Source organism: Neorhizobium sp. DAR64862/K0K3, assembly GCF_050500185.1.
Taxonomy (GTDB): domain Bacteria; phylum Pseudomonadota; class Alphaproteobacteria; order Rhizobiales; family Rhizobiaceae; genus Neorhizobium; species Neorhizobium soli.
Genome location: NZ_CP191450.1, coordinates 1,346,537 through 1,364,544, shown reverse-complemented (window position 1 = coordinate 1,364,544; position 18,008 = coordinate 1,346,537). Strand labels below are relative to the sequence as shown.

The 18,008-nt window shown below is 61.1% G+C and carries 18 protein-coding genes; 13 read left to right on the top strand and 5 right to left on the bottom strand.

Annotated elements, in window-relative coordinates:
* Positions 1 to 208 precede the first annotated feature (208 nt).
* From ACQY1L_RS23090 to ACQY1L_RS23055, 8 genes are all read left to right on the top strand, one after another.
* Positions 209 to 1,249 (top strand): ABC transporter substrate-binding protein, encoded by a 1,041-nt coding sequence (locus ACQY1L_RS23090; protein WP_092664467.1) that lies wholly within the window; start codon positions 209 to 211, stop codon positions 1,247 to 1,249.
* Between the two features lie 141 nt (positions 1,250 to 1,390).
* Positions 1,391 to 2,215, top strand: a complete 825-nt coding sequence (locus tag ACQY1L_RS23085; protein WP_092664465.1) for an ABC transporter permease — start codon at positions 1,391 to 1,393, stop codon at positions 2,213 to 2,215.
* 4 nt (positions 2,216 to 2,219) lie between these two features.
* Entirely contained in the window at positions 2,220 to 3,008 is a 789-nt protein-coding gene (locus ACQY1L_RS23080; RefSeq protein ID WP_430244817.1) for an ABC transporter permease, read from the top strand.
* Between the two features lie 16 nt (positions 3,009 to 3,024).
* The gene (locus ACQY1L_RS23075; RefSeq protein WP_430262064.1) at positions 3,025 to 4,083 is read left to right on the top strand and encodes an ABC transporter ATP-binding protein; all 1,059 of its coding nucleotides are present in this window, start codon (positions 3,025 to 3,027) and stop codon (positions 4,081 to 4,083) included.
* 121 nt (positions 4,084 to 4,204) lie between these two features.
* Positions 4,205 to 5,146, top strand: a complete 942-nt coding sequence (locus tag ACQY1L_RS23070) for a 2-dehydro-3-deoxygalactonokinase (RefSeq protein WP_430244813.1) — start codon at positions 4,205 to 4,207, stop codon at positions 5,144 to 5,146.
* Between the two features lie 4 nt (positions 5,147 to 5,150).
* Positions 5,151 to 5,771: a 2-dehydro-3-deoxy-6-phosphogalactonate aldolase gene (locus ACQY1L_RS23065; RefSeq protein ID WP_184655332.1), complete on the top strand. Its 621-nt coding sequence runs from the start codon at positions 5,151 to 5,153 to the stop codon at positions 5,769 to 5,771.
* Between the two features lie 80 nt (positions 5,772 to 5,851).
* Positions 5,852 to 6,109, top strand: a complete 258-nt coding sequence (locus ACQY1L_RS23060; protein WP_092664455.1) for a hypothetical protein — start codon at positions 5,852 to 5,854, stop codon at positions 6,107 to 6,109.
* 34 nt (positions 6,110 to 6,143) lie between these two features.
* Complete coding sequence (locus tag ACQY1L_RS23055; RefSeq protein WP_430244809.1) at positions 6,144 to 7,313, top strand: pyridoxal phosphate-dependent aminotransferase; 1,170 nt, start codon at positions 6,144 to 6,146, stop codon at positions 7,311 to 7,313.
* Between the two features lie 79 nt (positions 7,314 to 7,392).
* Here the strand turns inward: ACQY1L_RS23055 and ACQY1L_RS23050 are convergent, their stop codons facing one another.
* The 5 genes from ACQY1L_RS23050 to hutI form a co-directional block, all read right to left on the bottom strand.
* Entirely contained in the window at positions 7,393 to 7,896 is a 504-nt protein-coding gene (locus tag ACQY1L_RS23050; RefSeq protein ID WP_062576716.1) for an invasion associated locus B family protein, read from the bottom strand.
* 236 nt (positions 7,897 to 8,132) lie between these two features.
* Positions 8,133 to 8,726 carry a HutD/Ves family protein gene (locus ACQY1L_RS23045; protein ID WP_430244807.1) on the bottom strand — a complete coding sequence of 198 codons (594 nt, stop codon included), beginning with the start codon at positions 8,724 to 8,726 and terminating at the stop codon, positions 8,133 to 8,135.
* Positions 8,727 to 8,731: 5 nt separating this feature from the next.
* Complete coding sequence (hutU, locus tag ACQY1L_RS23040) at positions 8,732 to 10,417, bottom strand: urocanate hydratase (protein WP_174197400.1); 1,686 nt, start codon at positions 10,415 to 10,417, stop codon at positions 8,732 to 8,734.
* Between the two features lie 28 nt (positions 10,418 to 10,445).
* Positions 10,446 to 11,981 carry a histidine ammonia-lyase gene (hutH, locus tag ACQY1L_RS23035; RefSeq protein WP_430244805.1) on the bottom strand — a complete coding sequence of 512 codons (1,536 nt, stop codon included), beginning with the start codon at positions 11,979 to 11,981 and terminating at the stop codon, positions 10,446 to 10,448.
* On the bottom strand, positions 11,978 to 13,225 hold the full coding sequence (gene hutI, locus ACQY1L_RS23030) for an imidazolonepropionase (protein WP_430244803.1): 1,248 nt from the start codon (positions 13,223 to 13,225) through the stop codon (positions 11,978 to 11,980). Before hutI ends, hutH begins: the two co-directional genes overlap by 4 nt.
* 104 nt (positions 13,226 to 13,329) lie before the next feature.
* On the opposite strand from hutI, the gene ACQY1L_RS23025 reads away from it, so the two are divergent.
* From ACQY1L_RS23025 to ACQY1L_RS23005, 5 genes are all read left to right on the top strand, one after another.
* A complete protein-coding gene (locus tag ACQY1L_RS23025; RefSeq protein WP_430244801.1) occupies positions 13,330 to 14,679 on the top strand; it encodes a formimidoylglutamate deiminase in 1,350 nt (449 codons plus the stop codon).
* A 50-nt stretch (positions 14,680 to 14,729) separates the two neighbouring features.
* Positions 14,730 to 15,473 (top strand): histidine utilization repressor, encoded by a 744-nt coding sequence (hutC, locus tag ACQY1L_RS23020; protein ID WP_430244799.1) that lies wholly within the window; start codon positions 14,730 to 14,732, stop codon positions 15,471 to 15,473.
* A gap of 246 nt (positions 15,474 to 15,719) precedes the next feature.
* The gene (locus tag ACQY1L_RS23015; protein WP_430259316.1) at positions 15,720 to 16,058 is read left to right on the top strand and encodes a DUF1488 domain-containing protein; all 339 of its coding nucleotides are present in this window, start codon (positions 15,720 to 15,722) and stop codon (positions 16,056 to 16,058) included.
* Between the two features lie 93 nt (positions 16,059 to 16,151).
* A complete protein-coding gene (locus ACQY1L_RS23010; protein ID WP_062458480.1) occupies positions 16,152 to 17,048 on the top strand; it encodes a transglutaminase family protein in 897 nt (298 codons plus the stop codon).
* 74 nt (positions 17,049 to 17,122) lie between these two features.
* On the top strand, positions 17,123 to 17,950 hold the full coding sequence (locus tag ACQY1L_RS23005) for a transglutaminase-like domain-containing protein (RefSeq protein ID WP_062458483.1): 828 nt from the start codon (positions 17,123 to 17,125) through the stop codon (positions 17,948 to 17,950).
* Positions 17,951 to 18,008: the final 58 nt, after the last annotated feature.

The following is an 18,008-nucleotide window of genomic DNA, read 5'->3' as shown; positions in this document are numbered from 1 at the left end:
CTCGTGTCTACAACCTCTAGCCACTAGAGCTGCAAGAGGGAAAACGCCCACACGTGCGTTCCTATTGCAGCAGTGCATATCCACATGGATATTGCGCGTGCACAATTATTGAGCTTGCGGGGAAAGCGATGAAAAAATACTGTCGTTCTACGCTCGGCGCTGTCCGAGCAGCCAATTCAACACCGATTGTTCGACAAAGGATCACCTCATGAAGGCTCATCGCCTCACCAAGTTTGCAGCGCTTGCAATTCTTGCCACGTTTTCCGGCGTCGCCTCGGCCAGTGCCCAGACGAAGACCTTCACCATTTCCTGGTGGGGCTATAACGGCGACAAGATGAAAGCCAACATCATCGAGCCGTTCAAGAAGATCTGCGGCTGCGACATTGTGTTTGAAACCGGCAACAATGCCGACCGCTTGAACAAGCTGAAGCTGCGCGACGGCAAGGGCGTGGACGTGATCTACCTCTCGGATAGCTTCTCCCAGCTCGGCGTCGCACAGGGCCTGTTTCAGGAAGTCGACGCATCCAAGATCCCGAACCTTTCGGAAATCTACGAACTCGGCCGCAACCCGCAGGGCAAGTATGGTCCGGCCTACACGATCGGCCGCGTCGGTCTCGTCTATGACAGCGCCAAGGTGGATCCGGCGATTACATCCTGGGCCGATCTGTGGCGCGCCGACATGAAGAGCTCGGTCTCGCTGCCGGGCATCACTACAACGGCCGGCCCGATGGTCGTGTTGCAGGCCGGCAAGCATGCGGGCGTCGATGCCTACGAGGATTCCGAAAAAGCCTTCGAGGCCATCACCGCGCTGAAGCCGAATGTGGTCAAGAACTACAATACCGGCTCCGAACTGGTGAACCTGATCTCGACCGGCGAGGTGCGCGTTGCCCTGGCGCAGGATTTCACGCTTGCTTCGATGCAGGCAGCCGTCAAGACGATGACCTGGGCGACACTGAAGGAAGGCGATATCGCCACCCTCAACATGGTCAATATTCCCAAGGGCTCCGAAAATGTCGAGCTGGCGCACCAGTTCATCAACTTCGTTCTGTCGAAGGAAGTTCAGCAGAAGGAAGCCGAACAGGGCGTCGATGCGCCGATCAACAGCAAGGTCGAGCTTTCGCCGGAACAGGCAAAGATGTGGACCTATGGCGCAGACCAGGTCTCGAAGCTCGGCCGCATCGATTACGCCAAGCTGAACGACGCCAAGACCGACTGGATCGACCAGTGGAACGAGGTTTTCGGCCAGTAATCCCAGTCACAGACGACGAGTCCTCTCCTCGATCCAAGGAGAGGACTTTTCCTGATCCGGGCAGGGATTGCGGAGCACATCCGCTGCCGAAACGCCGGTGCCGGAAAGTCGCAGGGCAGCCCGGAATTTGAAAGAACAGACATGAAGCGTTTTGCCAAATGGGGGCTGACGATGCCGGCGACGATTGCTGTCGTCGTCGCTCTCGTTATTCCGGTTCTCTTGACCATCGCCACCACGTTCGGTGAGCCGAAAGGCGCCTTTTCGACCTACACCGCCTTCTTCAACAGCGGCTTTCGGACCAATATCCTTTACCGCACGCTGCGTATCGCCCTCATCACCACCGCGATCTCGCTGGTCATCGGCTTTCTGACGGCTTACGTGATCGCCCGCATGCCGGGGCGGCTGAAGTCTGTCGCCATCATCGCTGCGGTTTTCCCGCTTCTGACCGGCGTCGTGGTTCGCTCATTTGCCTGGCTGATCATCCTCGGCAAGAACGGCATCGTCAACGACACGCTCATGTCGCTCGGCATCATCTCTGAGCCGCTGTCCATGCTCTATACCGAGGGATCGGTAATCGTTGCGATGGTCTATCTGTTCGTGCCGCTGATGATCCTCACCCTGACCGGGGTGCTCGAGGGCATTCCGCGCGAAGTCGTCGAAGCCTCAACCTCTCTGGGTGCCACGCCGATCGCCACATTCTTCCAGGTCATCCTGCCGCTTGCCGTGCCGGGCCTCATCGTCGGCGCGGTCCTCGTCTTTACCGGCAGCTTCACCTCCTACGCGACGCCGCAGCTGCTTGGCGGCGAGCAGATGATGATGATGGGAACGCTGCTCTATCAGCGCGCCATGGTCACCTTCGACTGGGTGGGCGCCTCCACCATCGCAGCGATCATGGTGGTCATCACCATTGCCGTAGTGACGATCATGAGCCGCATGGCGCGGCGCCTCAACCCGATGGCGGTATGAAAAGATGACCACACGCATCCATCCCGTTCTCGGCGCCTTCGCCGCCCTCGTCTTTCTTTTCCTGCTCGCGCCGCTCGTCATCATCGTCGGTGCGTCGCTTTCCGACACATCCTACCTGACGTTTCCGCCGCAGGGCCTGACACTGCGGTGGTTTGCCAATATTTTCGAGATCTCCGCCTTCCGGAACACCGCGATCACCAGCTTCCAGGTGGCGATCCTCGGAACGGCGCTGTCGCTGCTGATGGGCATTCCCGCCGCCTATGCGCTGAACCGATACCGCGTCGAACTACCGAAATGGCTTTCCACGCTGTTCGTCCTGCCGATCCTGGTCCCGGAAATCGTGTTCGGCTTCTCGCTTCTGAAGTCGATTACCATCGGCTTCGGCCTGCCGGTCTATCCGAGCCTAATCCTCGGTCACGCACTTCTGGTTCTGCCCTATTCCGTTCGCGTCGTCGGTGCGAGCCTTGCCGCCTTTGACTTCTCCGTGGAGGAAGCGGCAATCAGCCTTGGTTGCCCGCCGCTCAAGACCTTCCTGACGGTGGTGCTGCCGAACATTCGCGCCGGCGTCATCGCCGCCTTCATCCTTGCCTTCATCACCTCGATCAACGACGTGTCCATCTCGGTGTTTCTGACCGGTCCCGGCATTTCCACGCTGCCGATCCAGCTTCTGGCCCATATGGAACAGTTTTTCGACCCCACCATCGCCTCCGTCTCCGTGCTTTTGATGCTGGTGACGGTTGGCGTGATGGCCATCGTCGAAGCCACGCTCGGCCTCACCTTCCTGACCAAGTAAGACGAGTAGAACCCTCTTGACCGTATCGCTCACCATCGAAAACCTCTCGGCCCATTACGGATCGACACCGGTCCTCAAGGATCTGTCGATCTCGGTCGCGGCCGGTGAACTCGTGTCGCTGCTTGGCTCGTCCGGCTGCGGCAAGACGACGACGCTGCGGATCGTCGCAGGCTTCCTGGAGCCGACCAGCGGCCGCGTGCGGCTTGGGGATCGCGACCTCACCACCCTTCCGGCGCATGCCCGCGATATCGGGCTTGTGTTCCAGAACTACGCGCTCTTCCCCCACCTGACCGTGATGGAGAACGTCGCCTTCGGTCTGAAACAGCGCGGCATTGCCAAACCCGATCGGGCCAAGCGCGCGGGAAGCATGCTGGACCGCGTCGGCCTTTCGCACCTGGCCGACCGCCTTCCGTCGGCACTATCAGGCGGCCAGAAGCAACGCGTGGCACTGGCCCGTGCGCTCGTCATCGAACCACCGCTCCTGATGTTCGATGAGCCGCTTTCGAACCTCGATGCCAAGTTGCGCGTGGACATGCGCGTCGAAATCCGCCAGTTGCAGAAGGCGAACGGTACGACATCGCTTTATGTCACCCACGATCAGGAAGAAGCCTTCTCGATCTCCGACCGCGTGGCGATCATGAATGCAGGCCGCATCATGCAGCTCGACACGCCCGAAGTCCTCTACCGCAAACCGGCCAACGCCTTCGTCGCCAGTTTTGTGGGCTTCGAGAACCTCATTCCGATGAAGGTGGTCTCCCGCGACGGCGCAACCGTCACAGCCGAGGCTGCCGGCGGTGCGCGATTGTCGTTCTCGCAGGATGTCTTCGGTGCGATCAAGGACGATTTCGTTCTGGCCACCCGCGCCGACGGCCTTGTCGCCCGCCAGTCCGGCGAAGGCATTCCCGCGACCCTTGGCACCCGCACCTATCTCGGCCGCGCCTACCAATACAAGTGTGTGACCGTCGCCGGCGAGATCACGGCGAATGGAGCACTATCCGAACCATACGACCCTGGCACGAGCGCTGTTCTGGTGCCTGTACCGGAACAGTGCTGCATTCTCGATCCCGAAGCCTGAGCCTCGATTTACAAACCTCAAGCCCCTCCTCAAAAGTATGACTTTTCGCAGCACTTGCTCTCGACAAGGCGGGCCTGCCCGCGCTATCGAAGGCCAAAATGTTCGGGGAGGAAACCGAGAGATGCCAGAGCCTAAGTCGATCATCCTAGATTGGGGCACGAGTTCGCTCCGTGCCGCGCTCGTATCTGAAACGGGCGAAACGCTCGATACCCGGGATACGACAAGCGGCGGCATCCAGTTCGTTAAGGATGGGGCCTTCGAGGCCGCCCTGATGGAAACGGTCGGGGCATGGTTCGACGCGCACGGCGCAATCCCAGTCCTCGCGAGCGGCATGATCACCAGCCGCAATGGCTGGATTGAGGTGCCTTACGTCGATGCGCCCGCGGGTCTTGCCGAACTGGCAGCCGGCATGCGGCAGACCACGCTTGGCAACGGCGCGGTCGTCACCTTCCTGCCCGGCATGCGCGATCCCGCGGCAAAACCGTTTCCGGATGTGATGCGCGGCGAGGAAACGCAGATCGTCGGCTTCGGGCTGGAGAAGAACCGCACCCTGGTTCTGCCTGGAACCCACAGCAAGTGGGCACGGGTCGAGAGTGGCCGGATCGCCGGTTTCCAGACCTATACGACCGGTGAAATCTTCGCACTGCTGACCAAGCATTCCTTTATCGCCAAGGCATCGGAGCCTGCACTGGGCGCCGAGCCGCGCTGGGAGGCATTCGACCGGGGTGCTGGGTTTGCCGCAAGCGACGCGCGTTCTGCCGACGCATTCCTGTCTGCGGTCTTCAGCGCCCGCACCGGCGTGCTCGCCGGCGTTCTCGCGCCTGACGATATCGGCGACTACGTTTCCGGTCTCGTCATCGGTTCGGAGTTCCGGCAGGCCCGTGCCGCGGGCTGGCTGAAGCCAGGTGAAGCCATCGGCATTGTCGGCAACAACGTACTCAACAGCCGCTACAGCCGCGTCGCTCCGCTGTTTGATCTCGATATAGAGCCGGGCCCAACCGATGCCGCCAAGCGCGGCGTCCAGTTGATCGCCGGACAATTGCAACTGACGAACGAAGGATAGTTCGATGACGTTCCAAGACGCGCTGCAAGCCTGCAATCTGGTTGCCATCCTGCGCGGCATCACGCCTGACGAGGCCGAGCCGATCGGCGAGGCGCTGATCGAAGCCGGCTGGCGCATCATCGAAGTTCCGCTCAATTCGCCGGACCCGCTGAAGAGCATCGAAAAACTGCAGAAGCGGTTCGGTGACCGGGCGCTGATTGGTGCGGGAACGGTGCTGACGACCGCTCAGGTCGCGGACGTCGCCTCGACGGGCGCAACCGTCATCATCTCGCCGAACGCGAACCTCTCGGTCATCGAAGCGAGCGTCTCGCGCGGCATGATCAGCCTGCCGGGCGTCGCGACGCCGTCGGAAGCCTTTGCGGCAATCGGCGCCGGTGCGACCGGCATCAAGGCCTTTCCGGCGGAAGCGATCCCGCCCATGGTCATCAAGGCCTGGCGGGCGGTTCTGCCGAAGGATATGCCGGTTCTGGCCGTTGGCGGGATTACGCCTGACAACATGAAATCCTTTATCGACGCCGGCACGAACGGCTTCGGCATCGGCGGATCGCTTTACAAGCCGGGTGACGATGTTGCGTCGGTGGCGGCGAAGGCCAAGCTATTTATCGAGGCGATGCGCCGCATCTGATAACGAATCAACGCCATGCGCCAATCCGCGCATGGCCTTTTTCGACCAATCGGCGTAAAGCAGCGGTTCTTGAATCAGCAATGCACCGCATCCTTATGAAAATCCTTCCTGAAGAGCAGTTTTCCGAAGACGAACCGCAGTTCGAGGATGACATGGGCGAAGACGAACTTGTCCAATCTGCGTATTTCCTGATCGAGGCGCTGACCTTCGCCCCGGTGGCGAAACCGGGCACGCCCGAAGAGCCGTCGAAACCAACGCCAAATCAACGCTTTCGGACCGAAGGTTCCGTGTCCGATGCGGCCTGCAACCGGTTGACCGTACGTCGGAACTTGGCCTAGGCATAGTTCCCCGCCATACTCAGCCGAGATTCGCATGACGACCATCCGACCCGACATCAGCGCCCGCGCTGCGGCCGCTCCGCGTAGCGGTATTGGCGAAATCGTCACCTATGCACGCGGTCGTGACAACCTCATGCCGCTGTGGATCGGCGAAGGCGACCTTGCGACGCCCGAGTTCATCACCCGCGCGGCCAGCGACGCGCTTCTCGCAGGCGAGACATTCTATACCTGGACGCAAGGAATCCCGGAGCTTCGCCAGGCAATCCTGCGCTACTACCAGCGCCACTACACGGCCGATCTCTCGGTCGACAACATCTATGTCACCGGATCGGGCATGCAGTCGATCGTGCTGGCGATCCAGACGGTCGCATCGGCCGGCGACGAGGTGATCTATTTGTCACCGGCTTGGCCGAACGCTGCCCATGCCGCAAGTGTTTCCGAGGCAAAGGCCGTGCCTGTCGTCCTCGATTTCATCGATGGCCGGTGGGTGCTCGATGCGGGCCGTCTCGAAGCTGCGATCACGCCGAAAACCCGGGCGCTGTTCATCAACACGCCATCCAACCCGACGGGCTGGACGGCAACGAAGGATGATCTCGAGGCGATTCTCCGCCTTGCGCGCCGCCATGGTCTCTGGATCATCGCCGACGAGATCTACGGGCTCTACTATTTCGAAGGCACGCGGGCGCCGTCGTTCATGGATGTCATGGACGGGGAAGACCGCATCATCTTTGCCAACTCGTTCTCGAAGAACTGGTGCATGACCGGCTGGCGTATCGGCTGGGTAGTGGCGCCGGCGGAGATCGGCCAGACGCTCACCAATCTCATACAGTATTCCACTTCAGGCGTTGCGCAGTTCATGCAGAAGGGCGCGATTGCGGCACTCGACCTTGGCGACGAGTTCATTCGCTCCAATGTCGAGCGTGCCCGAACCTCGCGCGACATTCTGTGTGACGCGCTGGTCGCCACCAACCGTGTCGAAACGCGAAAGCCCGACGGCGCGCTCTACGCGTTCCTGAAGATCGACGGCGTGACCGACAGCCGCGCCGAAGCCTTCAGGATTGTCGACGAAACCGGCGTCGGCATGGCGCCGGGCACCGCATTCGGCCCCGGCGGCGCCCCCTTCATGAGAGCATGTTTTCTGCGCGACCCGAAGCAGATCGAAGACGCGGCCGAGCGGCTATTCGCCTATATCCGCCGACGTTGACCGGACGAGCTCGTCAAGATCGGCGATGGGCGAATGCCGGTTTCGCCCTCCACCCATCAGAGATCTTAAGAGATCGACGTCAGTTGCACTGACCGGCCTGGTTGAGGGCTGCGGTCACGCCGCTGAGCGAGAACGTGTAGGATGTGCGGGTGCCTCTCCCCGAGACCGCCTGAAGCGTCATATTGCTTCCCGTACGCATGGCGTCGATCATCGCGGAATCATTGCTTTCCTGCTGCGTCCAGCCGGAGTTGCCCCGCGGCGTCATGGCAAAAGATTTGCCATCGATCGTGACCGTTATCTGTGAGCTGTTTTGAAGATCATATCCCATGATGGCCTGCGGATAATATCCGCTGCCCGAAGGCTTGGGCGCCACGAGGAAGAAGTTATCGCCGTGGTTGACGCTTGCGGGCGTCGCCTGTTTCGGAATGGTCAGGACGTAGCAGCTTTTCGAAGCTCCCGCCTGATAGGAATAGACGTTCCAGTCGCCGAACTGCCTCAGCATCGTCGGGCTCGGCTGGGCAAATGCCGGCAGGGCAATCACGGCTGCAAAGAGAGGCGCAAGGGCGAAAGGTTTGAAGGACATCTCGTCTCCTGTTGGGAATGGCAAGGGAAATACGGGTACGAATGCATCCGTATGTGATCCCATAGGGGGAGGAGGCGGTTACCGGAAAGTTAAAACTTTCACCTTCTGCGCCGTCGCCTCCGCCAAACCCGGTCTGGAACCGGGCAGATGTGATCACCGGAAAGAGACGAAATATCGCGTTTCCGGTTCTTTAGCGCGATCGCTGCGGCCAGCCTCACGGCATCTTCACAAATGCGTCAAACCTGTAACGAAACCGAGGCTTTTTGCCGTGAGGCGATGCGGACAAGAAAAGTCGTGGCCGTTACAGTCAGATGAAATTCGACATCCGAATCGCCCGGATGCAGCAGGATCGCATCATAGGCGGCAAGCAATGTGCCATCTTTCAGCAGCACATCCGACGTCACCAGAACCAGCGTTAGAGCCGAACTGTCGGATCTAACGGCGCTCCGGCCGGTGGGCAGCAGCGTCACGCTGTGGGTGAACCTTCCACGCCGGGTCATGACGTTGAGATCGGTGATCGGGCCCGAAAGAAGCTTTGCGCTGGTGACGGCATCGGCAGGGAAAGCATGAGGCGCGGTCTGGGGGCGCAGGACATGATCTGGTTGGCCCGCGACCGAAAGCTCGATCCCGTCGCCCGTCAAAACGCTGAGGGTCCGGTCGATGTCGGGAAACACTGAGAACGGGCCGTCCTCGGCCACCGTCGCCATGCTGATACGCCAGTCGAAATCATCGACCGTGGCGGTCTCGGGAAAGACGGCGATCTCCACCGTCTCGCCCTTGCCGTTCTTCCAGGGCATCCGCCTATAGTCCGATGCACGCAGGATGCGCATGCGCGTCAGTTCCCGAGGATGCCAGGCAGGCGAAGGCCCTTGTCTTCGGCGCAATCGATTGCGATCTCGTATCCCGCATCGGCGTGACGCATGACGCCGGTTGCCGGGTCGTTCCACAGGACGCGTTCGATCCGGCGGGCTGCATCGTCCGTTCCGTCAGCGCAGATGACCATGCCGGAATGCTGCGAATATCCCATGCCGACGCCGCCGCCATGGTGCAGCGATACCCAGGTGGCGCCCGATGCGGTGTTGAGCAGCGCGTTGAGGAGCGGCCAGTCGGACACGGCGTCCGAGCCATCCTTCATCGCTTCCGTCTCGCGGTTCGGCGAGGCGACGGAACCGGAATCGAGATGGTCGCGGCCGATGACAACAGGCGCGGACAACTCACCGCTCCTCACCATCTCGTTGAAGGCGAGGCCGAGCTTGTGGCGATCACCGAGACCCACCCAGCAGATCCGCGCCGGAAGTCCCTGGAAGGCGATGCGCTCACGCGCCATGTCCAGCCAGTTGTGCAGGTGAGTGTTGTCAGGCAGCAGCTCCTTCACCTTCGCATCGGTCTTGTAGATGTCCTCAGGATCGCCCGACAGCGCCGCCCAGCGGAACGGGCCGATGCCGCGGCAAAACAGCGGACGGATATAGGCCGGGACGAAGCCCGGAAAGGCAAAGGCATTTTCCAGGCCTTCGTCCTTGGCGACCTGGCGGATGTTATTGCCGTAGTCGAGCGTCGGCACGCCGGCATCCCAGAACGCGACCATCGCTTCCACATGCGCCCTCATAGATGCGCGGGCCGCGACCTCCACCGATTTCGGATCGCTTTCGCGCTTGGCTTTGGCTTCCTCGACGGTCCAGCCGACCGGCAGGTAGCCGTTGCGCGGGTCATGGGCGGATGTCTGATCGGTGACGATATCCGGGCGAGCGCCTCCGGCCTTCATGCGGGCGACCAGTTCGGGGAAGATTTCGGCAGCGTTGCCGAGCAGACCGACCGATTTCGCTTCGCCCGCCTTGGTCCATTGGTCGATCAGCGCCAGTGCTTCGTCCAGCGTCTTCGCCTTGGCATCGACATAACGGGTGCGCAGACGAAAATCGATGCGGGTCTCGTCGCATTCAACCGCGAGGCAGCAGGCGCCTGCCATGACGGCTGCGAGCGGCTGTGCGCCGCCCATGCCGCCGAGGCCGCCGGTCAGGATCCACTTGCCCTTGAGGCTGCCGCCATAATGCTGGCGGCCAGCTTCCACGAAGGTCTCGTAGGTACCCTGAACGATGCCCTGTGTGCCGATATAGATCCACGATCCGGCGGTCATCTGGCCGTACATGGCCAGGCCCTTCCTATCCAATTCGTTGAAATGGTCCCAGGTTGCCCAATGCGGCACGAGGTTGGAGTTGGCGATCAGCACGCGCGGTGCATCCTTGTGGGTGCGAAACACGCCGACCGGCTTGCCGGACTGGACGAGCAGCGTCTCCTCCTCCGTTAGCGTCTTCAACGTCGCGACGATCTTGTCGAAATCGTCCCAAGTGCGGGCGGCCCGGCCGATGCCGCCATAGACGACGAGTTCATGCGGGTTTTCCGCAACATCCGGATCGAGGTTGTTCATCAGCATCCGAAGCGGTGCTTCGGTCATCCAGCTCTTGGCATTGAGCTCGGTGCCCTTGGGCGAGCGGACATCGCGAATGTTGTGGCGTGGATTGGTCATGTCGTGGCTCCCCAATTTCTTCTGATGATCAAACTTCAAGGACCGGCAGGATGCCCGGCGAGATGGCGTGGGCGAAGGCACCGGACGCGACCAGTTCGCTTGCGGCCTTGAGATCCGGCGCTAGGTAACGGTCATCGTGGAGCGCAGGGACGGAAGCCCGCAGCACGGCAACGGCTTTTTCGAGCTCGGGACTGGTCTTGAGCGGCCCGCGCAGTTCCACGCCCTGGACGGCCGTCAGCGCTTCGATCCCGAGAATGCCGAACAGGTTTTCGGTCATGCCGAGCAGGCGGCGGGCGCCGTGGCAGGCCATCGACACATGGTCCTCCTGATTGGCGGAGGTCGGCGTCGAATCGACCGAGGCGGGATGCGACATCTGCTTGTTCTCGCTCATCAACGCCGCCGACGTGACTTCGGCGATCATCAGCCCCGAGTTAAGACCGGGCTTCTTCGAGAGAAATGCCGGCAGTCCATAGGACAGAGCTGGATCGACCAGAAGCGCGATGCGACGCTGGGCGATCGCACCGATCTCGCAGATCGCGAGCGCGGTCTGATCCGCGGCAAAGGCGACCGGCTCGGCATGAAAGTTGCCGCCGGAGACGACGGAATTGTCAGACAGAACCAGCGGATTGTCGGTGACGGCATTCGCCTCGATTTCCAGCGTCCTTGCCACGGACCGCAACAGATCGAGGCAGGCGCCGTCGACCTGTGGCTGGCAACGGATACAATAGGGATCCTGAACCCGCTCGTCGCCTTCGATGTGGCTCGCACGGATTTCGGAGCCTTCCAATAGGTTGCGAAGTGCGGCACCGGCATCGATCTGTCCCTTGTGGCCGCGCAGGGTGTGGATGTCGGGATGAAACGGCGCGGAAGAGCCCATAGCCGCGTCGGTCGACAGGGCGCCTGTAACAAGTGCCGTCTGGGCGGCGCGATGCGTGCGAAACAGGCCCGCAAGCGCCAGTGCGGTGGAGGTCTGGGTACCGTTGATCAGCGCCAGCCCTTCCTTGGCAGCGAGCACGACTGGTGTCAGACCCACCTTGGCGAGCGCATCGGCAGACGCCAGTCGTTCTCCCTGCAGGAAGGCCTCGCCTTCGCCCATCATGGTGGCGGCCATATGGGCAAGCGGTGCCAGATCGCCGGATGCGCCGACCGAGCCTTTTTCCGGAATGACCGGGATGACGCCCTTTTCCAGCATGCCCTCGATCAGGCGGATCAACTCGATCCGGACACCGGAAGCGCCACGGCCGAGCGAGATGAGTTTCAACGCCATGATCAGCCGCACGACATTTTCCGGCAGCGGCTGGCCGATGCCACAGCAATGCGACAGGATGAGGTTGCGCTGCAGGGTGGCGAGATCGGCACTGTCGATCTTGATCGAGGCAAGCTTACCGAAGCCGGTGTTGATGCCGTAGACCGGTGCATTTCCGGCGGCGATCTCCGCAATGCGTCTCGCTGCCTTTTCGATGCCTGCATCGAAGGAGCGATCGAGAACCGCCGAACCATTGTTCCAGTAGAGATCGGAAAGCTCGGCCAGAGTAACGCTGCCGGGGTGAAGCGTGATCGTCATAGCTGTTGACCTCTGAAGACGTTCGAATGGAGCGGGTTGAAGCCGATGCGGTAAACCAGCTCGGCGGGTCGCTGGATGTTCCAGATGGCGAAGTCCGCCGATTTTCCGGCCTCCAGCGTGCCGGTTTCGGAGAGAAGACCGAGCGCCCTCGCCGCCTCGCGCGTCGCGCCTGCGATGCATTCTTCGACGGTCAGCCGGAAGAGTGTCGCCGACATGTTCATCGTCAGCAGCAGCGAGGTGAGCGGCGACGTGCCGGGATTGCAATCGGTCGCAATCGCGATCCGGACGCCGGCATCGCGCAGCAGCTGGACCGGCGGCTTCTGCGTTTCGTTGATCGCATAAAAGGCGCCCGGCAGAAGAACCGCAACCGTGCCGGACGCAGCCATCGCGGCAGCACCTTCGGTATCGAGATATTCGAGATGATCGGCGGACAAGGCACCGTAGGATGCCGCCATGGCGGCACCGCCGAGATTGGAAAGCTGTTCGGCGTGCAGCTTCACGGGCAGGCCGAGCGACGTCGCGTGATCGAAGACGCGGCGCATCTCCGCAACCGAAAACGCGATACCTTCGCAGAACCCGTCGACTGCATCCACCAGGCCTTCCGCATGGGCAAGGTCCATAGCGGGCAGCACCACGTCGGTAATGTAGTCGCCGTTGCGTCCGCGGTACTCGACGGGCGTTGCGTGGGCGCCGAGGAAGGAGGTGACGACCCGCACCGGGCGGATTTTTTCGAGCGCCCGGGCGGCGCGCAGCATGTTCAGTTCGCCCTCGATCGACAGGCCGTAACCGGATTTGATCTCGAGCGTCGAAACACCTTCCGCGAGAAGCGCATCGACCCTTGGCAGGGCCGCCTTCACAAGCCCGTCGACGGAAAGAGCGTTGGTCGCCTTGACGGAGGAGACGATGCCGCCGCCTGCGCGCGCGACCTCTTCATAGGTGGCCCCTTCGAGCCGCATTTCGAATTCCATCGCGCGATCGCCGCCGAAGATCAGATGCGTATGGCAGTCGATCAGGCCGGGCGTGATTACCCTGCCCTCCACGTCGATGATCTCATCGGCTTCCAGAAAGGTTGACGCTAGAGCGGACTGGGGACCGGCGAAGATGATCCTGTCACCCTCCACTGCGAGCGCTCCGTCCTCAATGAGAGCAAGACCTTGTGCCTCGTCGGCAAGCGTGAGCAGCCGAGCGTTGCGCCATAGCGTTCTGGTTGGCACCACCGGTGAATTGTCGCTATTCTCGACCACGAAGCCTTCCTCTTTTTGTTTTAATGTATATACATAAAAAACCAAGGCAAGAAGAATTTTCAGGCGCCTGCTGACGCAGACGGGACCGACGAGTGGAGTTGGCAGTGAACACCATTTTTGCAGAAAGCGCACTGATCGGCGGGGAATGGGCGAGCAGCACTCGCCTGACGATAGAGCATGGCACCGTGCAGTCGATCGAGCGCGACGCGATCCCTGCCCGCAACGACGAGCGGCACCGGCTGATCGTGCCCGGCATGGCCAATCTCCACAGCCATGCTTTCCAGCGCGCCATGGCGGGACTGACGGAGGTTCGCGGATCGACAAGCGACAGCTTCTGGAGCTGGCGCACGCTGATGTACAAATTCGCCCTGTCCATGACACCTGACGATATCGAGGCGGTCGCAGCGCAGCTCTATATGGAAATGCTGGAGGCGGGCTTTACCCGCGTCGGCGAGTTTCATTACCTTCACCACGACCGCGATGGGCGCCACTACGCCAATATCGCCGAGCACGCGGCGCGGATTGGTGCGGCAAGTGCTGCGACCGGGATCGGCCTCACCCTGCTGCCAGTCTTCTACGCCCGCTCCGGTTTCGGGGGAATGGCACCGACGGAGGGCCAGCGACGCTTCATCAACTCGGTCGAAAGCTTTTCCACGCTGATGGAGGAATGCCGGAAGATCACGTCTGCGCTTCCCGGCGGCCAACTCGGCATCGCGCCGCACAGTCTGCGGGCCGCGAAGCCGGAAGAACTGCGGGACGTTCTGCCGATGGCAGGTGGAGGCCCGATCCACATCCATATCGCCGAGCAAACGAAAGAGGTCGAGGACTGTATCGCGTGGTCGGGCGCACGTCCCCTCGAATGGCTGCTCGCCAACATGCCGGTCGATGAGCGCTGGTGCCTGATCCACGCTACCCATATGACCGAGGCGGAAACGCGCGACATGGCACGCCGAGGGGCCATTGCCGGTCTCTGCCCCATCACGGAAGCCAACCTCGGCGACGGCATATTTCCGGCGCCGGCATTCCTCGAGGAAGGCGGCCATTTCGGCGTCGGCTCGGACTCGAACATCTCGATTTCCGTCGCGCATGAACTTCGGCAGCTCGAATATTCGCAGCGTCTCGGACTTCGCTCGCGAAACGTCGTGGCACTACCGCAGCAATCGACGGGTGCGCGCCTGTTCCAGGAAGCGCTGAAAGGTGGCGCCCGCGCATTGCAGTCGCAGGACGACATCGTATCAGGTGCATCGGCGGATTTCGTTTCGCTCGACCTTGAGGCCGCCCCCTACCTTTCGGCAGATCAGGTTCTCGACCAGTGGATCTTCGCTGATACGATCAAGGTGGATTGCGTCTGGGCGGCGGGCAAGAAGCTGGTGACGGGCGGTCGGCATGTGAGCCGAGAGACGATCCTGCCGAGGTTCCAGGCAGTGATGGCCGCTCTGCTTGACGCCGGCTAACCGGATATGGTGGAGAACCCTTTTGACGCAGAGAGCCGAAGGACTTCGCCTTGACCGGAGAAAAAGAGATCAAGGCGACGCGTGCGGTGGGCACACTGCACCAGAAGATCCTGGGCGACATCGAGAACAATATCGTCAGCGGCGAATGGCCCCCGGGATACAGGATCCCTTTTGAGGTCGAGCTCGCCAAGCACTACAATGTCTCGCGGATGACCGCGAACAAGGTTCTGACCCAGCTTGCCAATGCCGGGCTGATCGAGCGGCGCAAGAAATCGGGCTCCTTTGTTGCCCAGCCGCGCAACCAGGCTGCCATTCTTGAGATCTACGACATCGAAGATGAAGTCCGCGCCCTGAACAAGGACTACCATTTCCGGATGGAGGAATGCCGGGAGCGGAAGACTGTGGCAACGGACCGGCTGCGCCTGAGCGTCTCCGGCAAGGAAAAATCCATCTACGTCGTCTGCCTGCATTTCGCCGACGGGAAGCCGTTCTGTCTCGAGGAACGACTGATCAATCTGAAGACCGTGCCGCAGGCAAAGGACATGGATTTCTCGACGGTTTCACCGGGCAAGTGGCTGATCGCGCAGATACCATGGACCGCTGCGGAACATCGGATCTCGGCCCTGCTTGCGGACGAACAGCTGGCAAGGCGGCTGGAAATCCCGCCGCAGTCTGCCTGCCTCGTGGTAGAACGCAAGACCTGGGACGTTTCCGGCCCCGTGACGTCGGTGCGGTTCAGCTACCCTTCCGACAGCCATGCGATCACTGCACGCTTTGCTCCGGCCTCGAGCTGAGACCGGCTTGCCCACCCCAAGCCTCCCCCCGCCCATTCAGGCTTAAAATGCGGTCTGTCGCAGCAGGCTCGCCATTTCGCGTTGGACTTCGGGGGCTCAACGTGACCTAGTCATATGGTTCGTCGGCATAGAATGCCATCGATCCGGCGTTTGGAAAATTGGCGGCGCTGCCTCAATACGGACTGCGGGACCAAAAAGCCGGTTACCTGCGAAACGTCACTGGGCTTGTTATCATCGACTAAGCGGATGGCAGCAAGATACCCGACATGCAAACGTGGTAGTCCGACATTCGGAGCCACGCTGACGACAGAGGCTGCCATGACACTTTCTTTCCCAAATCCCGCGCGCAGTTACGATGAATCGAAAAGACGCGTCCGCTTTCTGGGTCATGACGGCATGTTCGAGGTTCGGTTCTTCGTCGCTGCTGAAGTTCTCAGCAGCAACCTTGTTGAAAGAACTGCCGTCAGCGATGATTATCTTGCCTCTTTCGATGCGCTACGACCGAAGATCCTGAAGGCGGCCCAGGCTGCCTACAAGGCTAAAAACGCACAATCCATCATGCTAGATCTCGAGAACTTCAAATGAACAGACTTCTGCTGAGCGCCATCGCTCATCGTCCCGACATGATGTATTTTTCCGATCTGACCCAATGTCAGTCGAACTCGGCTCGGTGATCGCATGACGATCTTTTCGGTTCGTCACCTTACGTCCTACCAGTATCATAAGCCGGTCGAGTTCGGCGAACACAGGCTGCTGTTCCGACCAAGGGACAGTTTCGACCAGACGCTGCTCGTGTCGCGCCTCGAGGTCTTTCCAAAGCCTGCCTATGTCCGCTGGATCCATGACGTGTTTGGGAACTGCGTGGCGCTGGTCGGTTTTGAGGGTGCGTCTCAGAAGCTCCAGTTCGAAACGACCATCAGGCTCGATCATACGCCGCAGCTCGCGATGGATTTTCAGATCGACGAGGAAGCCCTCACCTATCCCTTCACCTATGACCCGGTGGAAGCGTTCGATCTGGAATGCACCATCCGTCGCCATTACCCGGATGCCAACGACGAGGTTGGCAAATGGGCGCGGCAGTTCGTCAAACCCGGCCAGCCGACCGAGACCGGCCGATTGCTGATGACGCTCTGCTACGCGATCCGTGAAAGCTTCGTCTATGCCCGTCGCCACGAACACGGCACCCAGGCTCCGCTCGAGACGCTGCAGCTGCGTCGCGGGACCTGCCGCGACTTTGCGCTTTTGATGATGGAAGCCGCACGGGCCCTCGGCCTCGCTGCCCGTTTCGTCACCGGCTATATCTACGTTCCCGATCGCGACGGATCGACGACGCTTGGAGGCGGGTCTACCCACGCCTGGTGCCAGGTCTACCTGCCGGGAGCCGGATGGGTGGAATTTGATCCGACCAACGGCATTGTCGGTAACCGCGACCTCATTCGCGTCGGCGTCGCCCGCGACCCGAAACAGGCTATCCCGCTTCGTGGCAGCTATGACGGTGAGGCGGAAGATTTCAAAAGCATGTCAGTGCAGGTCAACGTCACGACCGACGAGTTCCAGGCCAAACTTCATGGCTAAACGGAACCGTATCAACGCCCGGGCATTGCCGCATTGCTGCCATCTCGTCAACGGTATTTAGGAGACATCGCTTCATGAGGATACGCGCCGGTTTTCATCTGGGCTATGAATGCCAACAGCCGACTGCCATGCTTCTGGCGTTGAATATCCACCCCTCCCGTCGCGTAGATCTATTGACCGAACAGGTGCTGACCTTCGACAGACCGATCGAGGCCTGGGGTTATCAGGATGTCTTCGGGAACGCCTGCAGCCGCATCGTTGCACCGCCCGGCCTGACGACGATCTCGACCGAGTTCGAGATCTATGACACCGGGCTTCCGGACCCGATCCCGGAAGATGCGCAGCAGCACCTCATCCAGGATCTACCCGACGACGTTCTGGTGTTCCTGCTGGGCAGCCGTTATTGCGACACGGACCGTCTGTCAGACTTCGCCTGGAACACGTTTTCCTCAACTGATCTGGGTTGGCCGCGCGTCAAAGCCATTCTTGATTTCGCGCACAACCGCATTGCGTTCAACTATCAGAACGCCGATTCGCTGCGGACCGCGTTCGGCGGCTTCAACGACCAGACGGGCGTGTGCCGGGACTACGCGCATCTGGCGATCACCCTTTGCCGGTGCATGAACATTCCCGCACGCTACTGCACGGGTTATCTCGGCGACATCGGTGTTCCCAAGGATCACAATCCGATGGACTTCAGTGCATGGTTCGAAGTCTATCTCGGCGGACGCTGGCACACTGTCGATGCCCGTCACAACAAACCTCGTATCGGCCGGATCCTGATGGCGACCGGTCGCGATGCGACCGATGTCGCGTTGTCGACGGCCTTCGGCCCGGCGATCCTGGCAAGGTTCGAAGTGATCACGGACGAACTGCCGATGGGCGGAGACGGGCAGGCGTAATAGCCGTGCCGAGTTTCTGACCCTTTGAGCTTTATGACGTCGAGCCCGGTTGCGAGAG